Below are 12893 nucleotides of genomic sequence, written 5' to 3'. Positions count from 1 at the left end.
CTTCCGAGATGTGCTCAGGAGCTACTTGTTGTGGTGGAGCAGGCGGGGCACAGGCCGTGGTAGACGACCTCGGCCTCGTCGATCGTGAAGCCGTGGTCGTCGGACGCGGTCAGGCAGGGCGCGACGCCGACGGCGCAGTCGACGTCGGCGATGGCACCGCACGACCGGCACACGACGTGGTGGTGGTTGTCCCCGACCCGTGCCTCGTAGCGCGCGGCGGAGCCCGGAGGCTCGATGCGACGGAGCAGCCCCGCGGTGGTCAGCGCGCGCAGCACGTCGTAAACGGCCTGGTGGGACACTCCGCCGAGCCCCTGACGAACGATACCGATGATCGAATCGGTGTCGGCGTGCGGGTGGTCGTGGACCGCGGACAGCACCGCGACCCGCGGTCGCGTCACGCGCAGGGACACCCCGCGCAGCATGCTCTCGAAGTCCGACGGCGTTGGCACGCCCAGGAGTGTGCCCTCCTTTCTGGACTCAATCAAGAACAGGTTTCGGTGCCGTGTCGGATCAGCCCGCGGCCTTCGGCAGTTCGGCCACGGCGGCCAGGAACCGGTCGACGTCCTCGCGGTCGTTGTAGTGCGCCAGCCCGGCGCGCACCGCACCGCCGGTGTCCCGCAGGCCGAGCACACCGGTCAGCTCCCACGCGTAGCTGTGCCCGTGCCACACGTTCACCCCGTTCATCGCCAGGTGCTCGGCGACCTCCGCGGGCGTGTGGCCCGCGACCCGGAAGTACGCGATGGCCGTGCGCCGGGCGGGCTTGCCGTACAGCGTCACGTCGGGCAGCCCGCCGAGACCGCCCAGCAGCACGTCGAACAGCTCCTGCTCGTGTGCGCCGACGGCCTCCATCGAGACGCGCAGCCGTTCGCGGCGGGGGAGTGACGGCAGCGGTAGCGCGAGCCCGGCCAGGTGCTCGATCGCCGCGGTGACACCGGCGAGGTCGGCGAACGGCGAGGTGCCGGTCTCGAACCGCTCCGGCACCCGGTCCGGCGACGGCGTCAGCTTCTCGGCGGGCAGGGACTCCAGCAGTGCGGGGTCCGCCACCAGCGCGCCGATGTGCGGACCGGCCCACTTGTACGCGCTGGTCACGAAGAAGTCCGCGCCGAACGCCCGTACGTCGGGCAGGTCGTGCGGGGTGGAGTGGACGCCGTCGACGAACGTGAGCGCGCCCGCCGCGTGCGCCTTCGCGGTGATCGCGGCGACGTCCGGCCGGGTGCCGAGGATGTTGCTCGCCGCCGTGACGGCCACCAGCCGGGTGCGGTCGGTCAGCAGGTCGTCGTACTGCTCCACGGGCAGCTCGCCGGTGTCGACGTCCACCTCGGCCCAGCGGACCACGACGCCCGCGCGGGCCGCCGCCTGCACCCAGGGGCGGACGTTGGCGTCGTGGTCGAGCCGGGACAGCACGATCTCGTCGCCCTCCCGCCAGCCCTCGGCCAGCGCGTGCGCGAAGCGGTACACCAGCGTCGTGCTGTTCGGTCCGAGCACCACCCCGGCCGGTTGGCCGCCGGTCAGGTCCGCGACGGCCTGCCGGGCCTCGGCGACGATCGCCATCGACCGCGCGCTGGCCGGGAACGGGCCGCCGACGTTGCCGATGCCGAGCCGGTAGGCCGACGAGATGGCGTCGATCACGGAGATCGGCGTCTGGGTGCCCGCGGCGCCGTCGAGGTAGGCGTACCCGTCGCCCAGCGCGGGGAACGAGGAGCGGATGGCGGCGATGTCGAAGGTCATGCCCCCAGCCTCACCCAGTACGGCTCGCGGCGAAAGCGGAAGATCCGGCTACAGGTCAGGTTAGGCTAACCTTTCTGTTCGTTTGCACTGGTCAGAAGGATGAGCCATGGGTGACGACCCTTTCACAGTCCGTGTCCTCACGCCCCGCGACGTGGTGTCGCTGCGCCGCGTGCTGGCGAGCGCGTTCCTCACCGAGCTCGACGACGGGCGGCCGGAGCGCGTGGAGCACGTGATCGAGTTCGACCGGACGGTCGGCGTCTTCCAGGACGACGACCTGGTCGGTGTGAGCGCGGTCCTCTCCCGTGAGATCACCCTCCCCGGCGGGGCCGTCGCTCCGACCGCCGCCCTGACGACCGCGGGCGTGCGGCCCGGCTACCAGCGCAAGGGTGTGCTGAACCGGCTGGTCTCGACCCTGGTCGACGGCATCGACGAGGCGTTCGCGATCCTCTGGGCCTCCGAGGGGGCGATCTACAGCCGCTTCGGGTGCGGTTCGCTCGCCTCCGACCTGCTGCACCTGGAGCTGCCGCACGGCGCCCCGTTCCACGCGGGCGTCGACATCGGCGAAGCCCTCGTCCGCGAGGTCTCCCGCGCCGAGGCGCTGCCGGTGCTCGAGGAGCTCTACGACCGGGTCCGGACCTCGCGCGTAGGCTGGCTCGGCCGCACCGGGCGCTCGTGGGAGTTCCACCTCGCCGACGACGACCGCTACCGCGACGGCCTCTCCGCGTTCCGCTTCGCCCTGCACCCGCGCGGGTACGTCGTCTACCGGGTCCGGACGGCATGGGACGCGCGTGGCCCGAAGGACGAGCTGCACGTCCACGAGCTCGTCGCGGAGACCGACGTGGCCCACGCCGCCCTCTACCGGCACCTGCTCGACCTCGGTCTCGGCGGCGAGGTCAAGCACTACACCTCCGCCGACGACCCGGTCGTCCACATGCTCGCCGACCCCCGCTCCGCCATCCGCCACCGCAACGACGCCCTGTGGGTCCGGCTCGTCCACGTCGACCGCGCCCTTGAGCTGCGCCACTACCTGTCCGACGTGGACGCCGTGGTCGAGGTCCTCGACCCGCTCGTGCCGCGCAACGCGGGCCGTTGGCACCTCACCGTCGAGAAGGGCCGCGCCACCGTCCGCCGCACCGACGCGGCACCGGACGCCACCGCGGACGTCGCCGCACTCGGCTCCGCCTTCCTCGGCGGCACCCGCCTCACCGTCCTGGCCCGCGCGGGCCGCGTCCGCGAACACACCCCCGGCACCGTCGCCGCCCTGTCCACCGCCTTCCTCGGCGACCACGCCCCGCACTGCCCGGAGCTGTTCTGACGCCGGTCTAGAGGAGCCCGGCGGCGTGGGCGAGCAGGGCGAGGCGGACGCGGTTGTCGGTGCCGGTCTTGGCGAGCAGCGAGCCGACGTGCGTCTTGACCGTGGTGACGCCGAGGTGCAGGAGGTGGGCGATGTCGGCGTTGCCGTGGCCCTGGGCGAGCAGGACGAGGACGTCGCGTTCCCGCGGGGTGAGCGGTGGGAGGGTGGTGGGGACGGTGGCGCGGTGGCGTTCGGTGGCACGGCCGACCACCCGGCGCAGCACGGTCGGGCTGAACGGGGGCTCGCCCGCGGCGGCCCGGCGGACGGCGTCGAGCAGGTCCTCCGGAGCGGAGTCCTTGAGCAGGAACCCGTACGCGCCCGCGGACAGGGCGCCGTAGAGGTGCTCGTCGTCGTCGAAGGTGGTGACGACGACGATCCGCGCGTTCCGGTGCCGGGCGAGGATGCGCCCGGTGGCGGTGGTGCCGTCCATGCCGGGCATCCGCAGGTCCATCAGGACGACGTCGGGGCGGTGCTCGTCGACCGCGCGGACGGCCTCGTGGCCGTTGGAGGCCTCGCCGACGGTCTCCACGTCCGGCGCGGAGTCGCACAGCATCCGCAGCCCGGCGCGGACCAGGCGCTGGTCGTCGACCAGCAGGACCCGGATCACCGGAGGTCCGCGGGGTTCGTGCGGGGGAACCTGGCGGTGACGTGCCAGCCCGCCGGGGTGGGGCCCGCGCGGAACGTGCCGCCGAACACGGTGACGCGCTCGGACATCCCGATCAGCCCGTGCCCCGACGCGCCGCCGGGCCGCTGCCGGGGGACCCCGTCGTTGAGGACGGTGATCTCCACGTGGTCCGCGGTCCCGCGCACCTCGACCTCCACGTTCGCCCCAGGGCGCGCGTGGCGCATCACGTTGGTCAGCGACTCCTGCACGATCCGCAGCACGGCCAGCCGCCGCACCGAGTCGAGGTCGCCGCCGAGCTCGGTGATGGAGCAGGTGACGCCGAACCCGGCCCGCCCGCACCGCTCGGCGGCCTGCCGGATCGCCGGGCCGAGGCCGTCCGGGCTGAGCACGGCGGCGTCGGACGCGCTGGGCGCCCGCAGCACGGCCACGAGGTCGCGCAGGTCCTTGAGCGCGTCGGACCCGGTCGTGTGCACGTCGTCGAGCGCCGCCCGGAGCGTGGCGGCGTCCGGCGCGACGTGCCGGGCCACGCCCACCCGGAGCACGATCGACGAGACGTGGTGCGCCACCAGGTCGTGCAGCTCGCGGGCGATGGAGGTGCGTTCGGCCTCGCGCGCCGCGCGGACCTCGGCGTCGCGCAGCCGTTCGGCGTCGAGCCCGCGCCCCCGGTAGTACCGGGTCAGCTCGCGCGTCGACCGCAGGTGCCGCCCGGCCAGCACCGGAACACCCACGACGATGAGCAGCCGCAGCGCCGTGGGCACCGGCTCGACCTCCGGTTGGGACAGCAGGTAGCACGCCCCCACGCCGGTCGCCGCCGCGCACCCCGCGGCCAGCTGCGGGAACCACGGCCGTCGCATCGCGAGCTCGCCCAGCGCGAACGCGGCCAGCAGCTGCACGACCGCGAGGCTCGCGGGGCTCAGCAGCAGGGCTGCGAGCAGCAGCGACGACTGGGCGAGGCTGACCGCCAGCGGCGCCCGGTGGCCCAGCAGCACCAGCGCGCACCCGAGCAGCGACAGCGCCCAGACCCGCGGCGTCACCGCGTCCCGCGGCTCGAACAGGAAGACCAGCGCGGCGGGCACCAGCACCAGCGGTGCCAGCCGGAGGGTCCACCGCGCCGGGGTCGGCCAGGTAGTCACAACCCCCGAGCCTATGGATCCCGGAGGGGCGCCGCCTCCTTCGATGGGAGGAGGCGCTTCCTCCCGCGGGCCGGGAGGTCGGGCCGCCAGGACGGTCCGCGCCGCCCGCGGACTCGCGAGCATGGTCACCGCAAGTCGAGCCGACCCACCCCTGGAGCCCCCGTGATCTGGTCGAAGCCGCCGTCCAGGACGATCCTGTGCGTCCGCCTCCTGCTGTCCGCGATCTTCCTGTTCTACGGGAGCGTCAAGCTGCTGGGCGGCCAGTACTACTACGGCGACTGGACGATCTCGAAGTCCACGGCCGACGGCACCTCGCTGGTGTGGGCCTTCTACGGGTACTCGCCGTTCTACGGCCGCGTCACCGGGCTGTTCGAGTTCGTCCCGGCCGTCATGCTCCTGTTCCGCCGCAGTGCGTTCGCGGGTGCCGCCGCCCTGTTCGCGGTGAGCCTCAACATCACGCTCATGGACTTCGGGTTCGACTACCCGATGGTCAAGTACTTCGCCGCCGCCTACACCGCCCTGTGCGCGTTCCTGCTCGTCCGGGACCGGGCCAAGCTGACCGCGGTGTTCCGCGACCCCGCCGTGGAGGAGTCGCCGACCGCGGACCGGAGGGGGTGAGATCTTCATGCCCACCCACGTTATGGCGTAACTACCGGCCCCTTTCCCGGTGTCAGCAGAATGCGGAGGAACAACCGGTGCGACACCAACGGGGAGAACGACAGATGAGCATCGACACCCGAACCGACACACCCACCACCGCCGACGAGGCCGAGCTCGTGATCTACGAGTTCGACGGGCCGCGGGCCGGTGTCCTGGACGACCTCGGGTTCTGCGTCCACACCGACAGCAGCTGGGTCGCGGAGCGCCCGGCGCCCGCCGTCCAGCCGCCCTTCGGCTACCTCGTGGGGTAACGCCCCGACCGGTGACGCGGGCCGCCCACGGTGCGGTGGGCGGCCCGTCGTCGCGGTCTACCCGCGGGCGCGCTCAGCCGAGCGCGGCCCGCAGGACCTCCCGCAGCGGCACCGGAGGACGGCCGAGCAGGGTGGCGAGGGTCGGGTCCACCTCGGCGAAGTCGCCTCGCGCGCTCGCGGTGAACAGGCCGACGAGCAGGTCCGCGGCCTCCTCGGGGACACCGTGGGAGAGCAGGCCCGCCCGGTACTCCTCGTCCGTCACGACCACCCGGCGGATCGGCCGTCCGGTGAGCTCCGAGGCGATCGCGGCGACGCCCGCCATGTCGATCGCCTCCGCCCCGCTGAGGGCCGGGGTCACGCCCTCCAGCACGTCCTGCGTCAGGGCGATCGCCGCCGCCTCGGCCAGGTCGGCGTGCGCCGTCCACGAGACGGGACCGTCCTGCGGCAGGGCCAGCTCGCCGGTCTGGACGGCCGCACCGAGCAGCATGACCGCCGAGGACGCGTAGAAACCGTTGCGCAGGACCGTGTAGGGCACCCCGGACGCGCGCAGCGCAACCTCGCTCGCGGCGTGGTCGGGCATGGGCGGAAAGGCCGAGACCGGCCGCGCGCCCAGGTGGCTGGTGTACACGAGGCGCTCGGCGCCGGACTTCGCCGCGACGTCGATCGCCGTGCCGATGAGGCGCACCGCCTGGTCCCCGGTGGTGTCCGTCGACATCAGCAGGATCCGAGACGCTCCCTCGAACGCGTGCTCCAGGCTGCCGGCGTCGGCGAAGTCGCCCCGCCGGACCCGCACGCCCCGAGCCGCCAGCCCCTTCGCCTTCTCCGGGTCGCGCACGCTGACGCCGACCTGCTCCGGTGCGACCCGGTCGAGCAGCCGTTCGACGACCGCGCCGCCGAGTGCCCCGTTTGCACCGCTGACAATGATCATGAGAACCCGTTGTCCCGCTTCCCGTTCGACATCCGCCCACGTGCTGGGCGTGGTGACGACGATGCCCCGCGGAGCGCCGAAGAGGAATGATCGTCGAGGTCGGGACCGTTACCCGTGGGGTCATACCGGGAGGTGGTCGTTCATCCAGGAGAGTTGGCGGACCACGTGGTGGGCGTCGCCGCCCTCGTGGTGGTTGTAGGGGTACACGGCGATCTCCTTGCGGTGCAAGGGGGTGCCCAGCGCGTTGAACGCGGCGAAGACACCGGACGGCGGGCAGATCGTGTCGCGCAGCCCGGTGGCGAACAGCGCCGGTGCCGTGGTGCGGCCCGCGAAGTGCACACCGTCGAAGTAGGACAGCGAGTTGAGCACCCGCTCGGCGGACCTCCGGTGCACGGACAGGTACCGCACGATCTCGTTGTAGGGCTCGGCGTCGGTGATGCCGATCGCGCGTTCCACCTGGCACAGCAGGGGAGCGCTGGCGAGCAGGGCGTCCACCCGGTTGTTGAGACCGGCGGCGGCGATGGCCAGTCCGCCGCCCTGGCTGTTGCCCACCACGGCCGCGCTCTCCACGTCGGGCAGCGCGAGCGCCGCGTCCACGGCACGGGCGGCGTCGGTCAGGAGCCTGCGCAGGTAGGCGGTTCCGGGGTCGCCGATGCCGCGGGTGAGGAAACCGGGGGCCGACGGGGCCGAGCCGACCGGGTCCGGGGTGTCGCCGCCGTTGCCGTACTGGCCGCCCTGGCCCCTGGTGTCCACGAGCAGGTGGGCGTACCCGGCACTGGGCCACAGCAGGCGTTCGACGGGCAGGCCCCGGCCGCGGCCGTAGCCCGGGTACTCGACGACGACGGGCAGCGGGTGGCCCTGGGTACCCGCGGGCCGCGAGTACCAGGCGCGGATGGGGTGGCCCGCGTAGCCCGCGAACGCGATGTCCCAGGTGTGGATCAGCGCCAGGCCGGTGGTGATCGGGTCGACGGCGATCAGCGGCTCGAACCGGGCCGCGTCGTCGAGCGTCGAGGTCCAGAAGTGGTCGAAGTCCGCCGGTTTCCGCACGGTGGGGCGGTACTTCTCCAGTTCGGCGAGGGGCAGGTCGAAGAGGGCCATGGTCAGTCCTTGTGGGCTGGTGGCGGGGCGGTGCTCTGGCGGACGACCAGTTCGATCGCCAGGTCTATGCGCTCGTTGCGCGGGCGTTCGCCGCGGGCGAGGGTGAAGACCATCTCCGCGGCGGTCGTGGCCATCTCGCGCAGGGGCTGGCGCACGGTGGTCAGCGGCGGCCCGATCCACTCGGTGACGTCCAGGTCGTCGTAGCCGACGATCGACAGGTCGTCCGGAATGGACAGTCCGAGCTCGCGGGCCGCGCGCATCACGCCCAGCGCCTGGAAGTCCGAGCCCGCGAAGATCGCCGTGGGGCGGTCCGGGCGGTCGAGCAGCGCCATGCCGTGGTCGTAGCCGCCGTGCACGTAGAAGTCGCCCCACCGCACCAGGTCCGGCTCGACCGCCAGTCCTGCCTCGTCCAGCGCGCTGCGGTAGCCGTCCACCCTGGCGCGGCTGCACATCACGGTGGTGGGGCCGGAGACGACCGCGATGCGGCGGTGGCCGAGCCCGATCAGGTGGCGGGTGGCCGCGAGGCCTCCGGACCAGTTCGCCGAGCCGACCGTGGGGACACCGGGCTCCGGCTCGCCCGCCGTGTCCACGACGACGAACGGGATGTTGCGCGTCGTCAGCTGGTTGCGCTGGTCCTCGTCCAGGTCGGCGAGCACGAGGATCACGCCCAGCGGCCGCCGGGTGAGCAGGTCGTCGAACCACTCCCGGCGCGGCCGGTGCTCGCCGCCCAGCTCCGACAGCACGACGGCGGCGCGCTCGTTCGCGGCCGCCTGCTCGACACCGCGGATGATCTCCGTGGCCCACGCCGAGTGCATCTCGTGGAACACCAGGTCGATGAGCGCGGGGCGGGACGACTCGCGGGCCCGTCTGCGCCGGTACCGGCGCTGCTCGATCACGCTCTCGACCCGCGCACGGGTGTGGGCGGCGACGTCGGGCCTGCCGTTGAGGACCTTCGAGACGGTCGGGATCGAGACACCCGCCTCCGCGGCGATGGAGGCGATGGACGCGGGCGGCGGGGTGTCGCCGTCCGACGGGTCCGCACCTGTTCCGAGCGGAGTGCTCATGCTGACCCCTTGTCCTGCGTCGATCCCGGCACCTCGGCGACGTCCTAAAGTTTCGGAGCAGGAGCCTAAACGTTAAATGCGGCAAGGGCTAGTGATCATCGTTCGACCTTCTGGTCACATATATGAACAGAGCTGGGCTGATCGGTGTCCGGATGAGGCCGTAGTTATGTCCGATGAGTGGTTGACGCTCCTCGTTGATGCCCCTACCGTCTCCTCACCGGACCAAAGTATCGGGCTTGATTTCGATACTTTCGGCCTTTCACGACGACGTGATCGGAGGTGCCTGGTCGATGGTGGACAGGGCGGCCGAGGGCACCTGCGACGCGGTCCCGCCGCCGCCGGGCGGCACGACCGCCGGGACGGCGACCGGAGGCGGTCACGCCCCGTCGGTGAGCACCTCCCGCGGTGAGGTGGACGGCGTCCCGGTCGTCGCCGGGGCCGGTCGGGAGGCGGTGGGCGGATGAGCGTCGACACGCGCGAACCCGAGGCCCTGCCCAAGCCGCCGTCCGCGAAGACCCCGCGGGACCGGCGGGTGGGGCGGACCTGGCGCAAGGCGCTGCGGCGCGACTGGCAGCTCTACTCGCTGGCGCTGGTGCCGCTGCTGTTCTTCCTGGTGTTCCGGTACCTGCCGATGCTCGGCAACGTCATCGCGTTCCGCCGGTTCGTCCCCGGCGGCAGCCTGTTCGGCGAGACGTGGGTCGGCCTGCGGTACGTCACGATCTTCCTCGACGACCCGACGTTCTGGCAGGTCTTCGGCAACACCTTCGTCCTGGGCGCGCTGACCCTGCTGTTCTGCTTCCCGCTGCCGGTCGTGCTCGCGCTGCTGCTCAACGAGGTCCGGTCGCGGCTGTTCAAGCGGTTCGTGCAGACGGTGTCCTACCTGCCGCACTTCCTGTCGCTGGTGATCGTCGCCGGGATGGTGCTGCAGCTGACCTCGATCGAGGGCACGGTGAACCAGGTCGTCGAAGCGTTCGGCGGCAGCCCGATCGCGTTCATGCAGGGCCCGCAGTGGTTCCGCACCATCTACGTGTCCTCCGAGGTGTGGCAGACCGTCGGCTGGGGCACGATCCTCTACCTCGCCGCGCTGACCACCATCGACGACCAGCTCTACGAGGCCGCCAGGATCGACGGCGCCAACCGGTGGCGGCAGACCTGGCACATCACGCTGCCGGGGATCCGGCCGACGATGGTGACCCTGCTGATCCTCAACACCGGCACGTTCATGGCGATCGGCTTCGAGAAGATCCTGCTGCTCTACAACCCGCTGACCTACCCCACGGCGGACGTGATCTCGACCTACCTGTTCCGGGTCGGCCTGGTGTCCAACAACTTCAGCTACGCCGCCGCGATCGGGCTGTTCGAGTCCGCCATCGGGCTGGCGCTCGTCCTGTCCGCCAACGCGATCTCGCGCCGCACAGTGGGGACGAGCCTGTGGTGACCACCGACCCGGCCGAGCTGGCCGAGCGCATGGGCAAGCCCGCCGCCGCACGGCCGACGCGCGTCGGCGACACCCGCGGCTACCGGGTCTTCCGCGTGGTCAACGTGGTCCTGCTGCTGGTGGTCGCCGCGGTCACGCTGTACCCGTTCGTCAACATCGTGGCGCAGTCCTTCAGCGACGAGCAGTACATCCGCACGGGCCGGGTGAACCTGGTGCCCCGCGGGTTCAACCTGAAGACCTACGGGATCATCGTGTCCGACCCGACCTTCTGGAACAGCTACCTGAACACCGTCGTGTACACGGTGACGGCCACGCTGATCTCGCTGGTGCTCACGACGACGTACGCGTACGTGCTGTCCAAGCACCACCTCAAGGGGCGCGGCCTGCTCGTCGGCGTCGCGGTGTTCACGATGTTCTTCAACGGCGGCCTGATCCCGAACTACGTGCTGATCTCCGAGCTGGGCATGAAGAACACGCTGTGGGCGGTCGTGCTGCCCAACGCGATCAGCGTGTTCAACCTGCTGGTGATGAAGGCGTTCTTCGAGAGCCTGCCCAAGGAGCTGGAGGAGGCGGCGACGGTCGACGGCCTCAACACCTACGGCGTGCTGCTGCGGATCGTGCTCCCGTTGTCCAAGGCGGTGATCGCGACGATGGTCCTGTTCTACGCCGTGGCCAACTGGAACTCGTGGTTCTCGGCGTTCCTCTACTTCGACCGCGCCGACCTGTTCCCGGTCACGGTGTACCTGCGCAACATGGTCTCCGGTGCCACCACCGCGACCTCCATGGGCAGCACCGACAGCGACGTCGGCCAGGTCAACTCCAACATCAAGTCGGTGACGATGGTGCTCACGGTCCTGCCCGTCGTCGTGATCTACCCCTTCATCCAGCGGTACTTCGTGTCGGGCGTGATGCTCGGCGCGGTCAAGCAGTAGGGCGCACCACCTCCCGGGTCGACGACGGAGTCACACCTCTTGAGGAGAGCACGATGCGAACGAAGTGGAACCGCGTACTCGCGGCGTTGACCGCCGCCGGGCTGGTGGCAGGCCTGGCGGCGTGCAGCGGGGAGGAGGGGGCCGCGGGGGGAGCGGACCTCGACGGCAAGCGCGTCGCCGCGATGACCGACTACAAGGCGGGCGACCGGTTCAAGGCCACCGAGCCGGTCGAGCTCCGGGTGCTCTACAGCGACCACCCGAACTACCCGGTGAAGGACGACTGGTTGCTCTGGTCGGAGATCACCGGCCGGACGAACGTCAAGGTCAAGCCGACGATCGTGCCGATGAGCGACTACGAGCAGAAGCGCAGCCTGGTCGTGGGCGCGGGCGACGCGCCGGAGATCATCGCCAAGACCTACCCCAACCAGGAGGACGCGTTCGTCGCGTCGGGCGCGATCCTCCCGGTGAGCGACTACCTCGACCTGATGCCGAACCTGAAGGCGAAGATCGAGAAGTGGAAGCTCCAGCCGGAGCTCGACACGCTGCGCCAGGACGACGGCAAGTTCTACCTGCTGCCCGGCGTGCACGAGGCGCCGTGGCCGGACTACACGCTGGCCTTCCGCACCGACGAGCTGACCAGGCTGGGCCTGGCCGCGCCGAAGACGTGGGACGAGGTCTACACCGTCCTCAAGGCGATCAAGGCGGCGCACCCGGACAGCTACCAGCTGTCGGACCGGTTCGAGGGCAACAGCATCCTCAACGTCGCCGCGCAGACGTTCGGCACCACCGCGGGGTGGGGCTACGAGCAGTCGCAGTTCGACGAGGGCGGCAAGAAGTTCGCCTACACCGGGGCGACCCCGGAGTACCGCAAGCTGGTGGAGTACTTCCACAAGCTGGTGGCCGAGGGGCTGATGGACCCGGAGAGCTTCACGCAGAAGGACGAGCCCGCGATCCAGAAGTTCGCCACCGGCAAGTCCTACGCGATCAGCAGCAACGCCCAGACCATCGTCAACGACTACCGCCCCGGCCTCAAGAACATCCCCGGCGCCACGGTCGCGAAGATCCCGCTCCCGGCCGGTCCCCAGGGCGACGTCATGCGGGTCACCAGGCTGGAGAACGGCCTGATGATCTCCGCCAAGGCGCTGCAGAGCGACAAGTTCGTGGCGATGATGCAGTTCGTCGACTGGCTCTGGTACTCCGACGAGGGCGCCGAGTTCGTCAAGTGGGGCGTCGTCGGGACCACCTACGACAAGGACGCGACCGGCAAGCGGGCGCTCAAGTCCGACATCGGGTTCGGCGGCATGAACCCCGACGCCCCGAAGAAGCTGCAGAAGGACTTCGGCTTCCAGGGCGGCGTCTTCGCCTACGGCGGCAGCACCGAGCTGCTCCAGTCAATGTTCACCGAGGAGGAGGTCGCCTTCCAGAAGGCCATGTCCGCCAAGAGGAACCTGCCGCTCGCCCCGCCCAGCCCGTTCACCGACGCCGAGCGCGAGCAGGCCACGCTCTGGGAGACCCCGCTCAAGGACCTCACCAAGCAGGCGACCCTCCAGTTCATCCTCGGCGACCGCGACCTGTCCACCTGGGACGCCTACGTCAAGGAGCTGGACGGCAAGGGCATGGGCCAGTACGTGCAGCTCGTCAACACCGCCTACGAGCGGTACAAGCAGAAGAACGGCTGACCA

At 71.1% G+C, this 12893-nt stretch carries 14 protein-coding genes; 7 read left to right on the top strand and 7 right to left on the bottom strand.

Annotated features, from left to right (window positions below):
- Positions 1 to 14: 14 nt before the first annotated feature.
- Together CLV43_RS06515 and CLV43_RS06510 are read right to left on the bottom strand one after the other, a co-directional pair.
- A complete protein-coding gene (locus CLV43_RS06515) occupies positions 15 to 449 on the bottom strand; it encodes a Fur family transcriptional regulator (RefSeq protein WP_106186149.1) in 435 nt (144 codons plus the stop codon).
- 61 nt (positions 450 to 510) lie between these two features.
- On the bottom strand, positions 511 to 1728 hold the full coding sequence (locus CLV43_RS06510; RefSeq protein WP_106186148.1) for a cysteine desulfurase-like protein: 1218 nt from the start codon (positions 1726 to 1728) through the stop codon (positions 511 to 513).
- 106 nt (positions 1729 to 1834) lie between these two features.
- Here CLV43_RS06510 and CLV43_RS06505 point away from each other — a divergent pair, with 106 nt between their 5' ends.
- Positions 1835 to 3043 (top strand): GNAT family N-acetyltransferase, encoded by a 1209-nt coding sequence (locus tag CLV43_RS06505; RefSeq protein WP_106186147.1) that lies wholly within the window; start codon positions 1835 to 1837, stop codon positions 3041 to 3043.
- A gap of 7 nt (positions 3044 to 3050) precedes the next feature.
- On the opposite strand, the gene CLV43_RS06500 is transcribed toward CLV43_RS06505, so the two are convergent.
- Together CLV43_RS06500 and CLV43_RS06495 are read right to left on the bottom strand one after the other, a co-directional pair.
- Positions 3051 to 3689 (bottom strand): response regulator, encoded by a 639-nt coding sequence (locus CLV43_RS06500; protein ID WP_106186146.1) that lies wholly within the window; start codon positions 3687 to 3689, stop codon positions 3051 to 3053.
- Positions 3686 to 4840, bottom strand: a complete 1155-nt coding sequence (locus tag CLV43_RS06495) for a sensor histidine kinase (protein ID WP_146174662.1) — start codon at positions 4838 to 4840, stop codon at positions 3686 to 3688. Before CLV43_RS06495 ends, CLV43_RS06500 begins: the two co-directional genes overlap by 4 nt.
- Before the next feature lie 162 nt (positions 4841 to 5002).
- Here CLV43_RS06495 and CLV43_RS06490 point away from each other — a divergent pair, with 162 nt between their 5' ends.
- The gene (locus CLV43_RS06490) at positions 5003 to 5458 is read left to right on the top strand and encodes a hypothetical protein (protein WP_106186144.1); all 456 of its coding nucleotides are present in this window, start codon (positions 5003 to 5005) and stop codon (positions 5456 to 5458) included.
- 104 nt (positions 5459 to 5562) lie between these two features.
- On the top strand, positions 5563 to 5751 hold the full coding sequence (locus CLV43_RS06485) for a hypothetical protein (RefSeq protein ID WP_106186143.1): 189 nt from the start codon (positions 5563 to 5565) through the stop codon (positions 5749 to 5751).
- A 73-nt stretch (positions 5752 to 5824) separates the two neighbouring features.
- On the opposite strand, the gene CLV43_RS06480 is transcribed toward CLV43_RS06485, so the two are convergent.
- The 3 genes from CLV43_RS06480 to CLV43_RS06470 all read right to left on the bottom strand — a co-directional run bounded on the left by CLV43_RS06480 (position 5825) and on the right by CLV43_RS06470 (position 8841).
- The gene (locus CLV43_RS06480; RefSeq protein WP_106186142.1) at positions 5825 to 6679 is read right to left on the bottom strand and encodes an NAD(P)H-binding protein; all 855 of its coding nucleotides are present in this window, start codon (positions 6677 to 6679) and stop codon (positions 5825 to 5827) included.
- A gap of 120 nt (positions 6680 to 6799) precedes the next feature.
- Positions 6800 to 7777: an acetylxylan esterase gene (locus CLV43_RS06475; RefSeq protein ID WP_106186141.1), complete on the bottom strand. Its 978-nt coding sequence runs from the start codon at positions 7775 to 7777 to the stop codon at positions 6800 to 6802.
- Between the two features lie 2 nt (positions 7778 to 7779).
- Positions 7780 to 8841 carry a LacI family DNA-binding transcriptional regulator gene (locus CLV43_RS06470; RefSeq protein ID WP_106186140.1) on the bottom strand — a complete coding sequence of 354 codons (1062 nt, stop codon included), beginning with the start codon at positions 8839 to 8841 and terminating at the stop codon, positions 7780 to 7782.
- 290 nt (positions 8842 to 9131) lie between these two features.
- Between CLV43_RS06470 and CLV43_RS47635 the strand changes: the two genes are divergently transcribed.
- The 4 genes from CLV43_RS47635 to CLV43_RS06450 are packed head-to-tail and all read left to right on the top strand — an operon-like array spanning position 9132 to position 12890.
- The gene (locus tag CLV43_RS47635; protein WP_170155716.1) at positions 9132 to 9305 is read left to right on the top strand and encodes a hypothetical protein; all 174 of its coding nucleotides are present in this window, start codon (positions 9132 to 9134) and stop codon (positions 9303 to 9305) included.
- Entirely contained in the window at positions 9302 to 10279 is a 978-nt protein-coding gene (locus tag CLV43_RS06460; RefSeq protein ID WP_106186138.1) for an ABC transporter permease, read from the top strand. The genes CLV43_RS47635 and CLV43_RS06460 overlap by 4 nt, the downstream gene beginning before the upstream one ends.
- The gene (locus CLV43_RS06455) at positions 10276 to 11211 is read left to right on the top strand and encodes a carbohydrate ABC transporter permease (protein WP_211304259.1); all 936 of its coding nucleotides are present in this window, start codon (positions 10276 to 10278) and stop codon (positions 11209 to 11211) included. The genes CLV43_RS06460 and CLV43_RS06455 overlap by 4 nt, the downstream gene beginning before the upstream one ends.
- 53 nt (positions 11212 to 11264) lie before the next feature.
- Positions 11265 to 12890: an ABC transporter substrate-binding protein gene (locus CLV43_RS06450; protein WP_106186137.1), complete on the top strand. Its 1626-nt coding sequence runs from the start codon at positions 11265 to 11267 to the stop codon at positions 12888 to 12890.
- Positions 12891 to 12893 lie beyond the last annotated feature (3 nt).

It is taken from the genome of Umezawaea tangerina (assembly GCF_003002815.1).
Taxonomy (GTDB): Bacteria; Actinomycetota; Actinomycetes; order Mycobacteriales; family Pseudonocardiaceae; genus Umezawaea; species Umezawaea tangerina.
This window is presented reverse-complemented; position numbering and strand designations above follow the sequence as displayed.

Coding starts and splice junctions, on each gene's coding strand:
- CLV43_RS06475 (WP_106186141.1), bottom strand. CDS start 7,777: ATGGCCCTCTTCGACCTGCCCCTCGCCGAACTGGAGAAGTACCGCCCC.
- CLV43_RS06480 (WP_106186142.1), bottom strand. CDS start 6,679: ATGATCATTGTCAGCGGTGCAAACGGGGCACTCGGCGGCGCGGTCGTC.
- CLV43_RS06460 (WP_106186138.1), top strand. CDS start 9,302: ATGAGCGTCGACACGCGCGAACCCGAGGCCCTGCCCAAGCCGCCGTCC.
- CLV43_RS06470 (WP_106186140.1), bottom strand. CDS start 8,841: ATGAGCACTCCGCTCGGAACAGGTGCGGACCCGTCGGACGGCGACACC.
- CLV43_RS06510 (WP_106186148.1), bottom strand. CDS start 1,728: ATGACCTTCGACATCGCCGCCATCCGCTCCTCGTTCCCCGCGCTGGGC.
- CLV43_RS47635 (WP_170155716.1), top strand. CDS start 9,132: ATGGTGGACAGGGCGGCCGAGGGCACCTGCGACGCGGTCCCGCCGCCG.
- CLV43_RS06485 (WP_106186143.1), top strand. CDS start 5,563: ATGAGCATCGACACCCGAACCGACACACCCACCACCGCCGACGAGGCC.
- CLV43_RS06450 (WP_106186137.1), top strand. CDS start 11,265: ATGCGAACGAAGTGGAACCGCGTACTCGCGGCGTTGACCGCCGCCGGG.
- CLV43_RS06505 (WP_106186147.1), top strand. CDS start 1,835: ATGGGTGACGACCCTTTCACAGTCCGTGTCCTCACGCCCCGCGACGTG.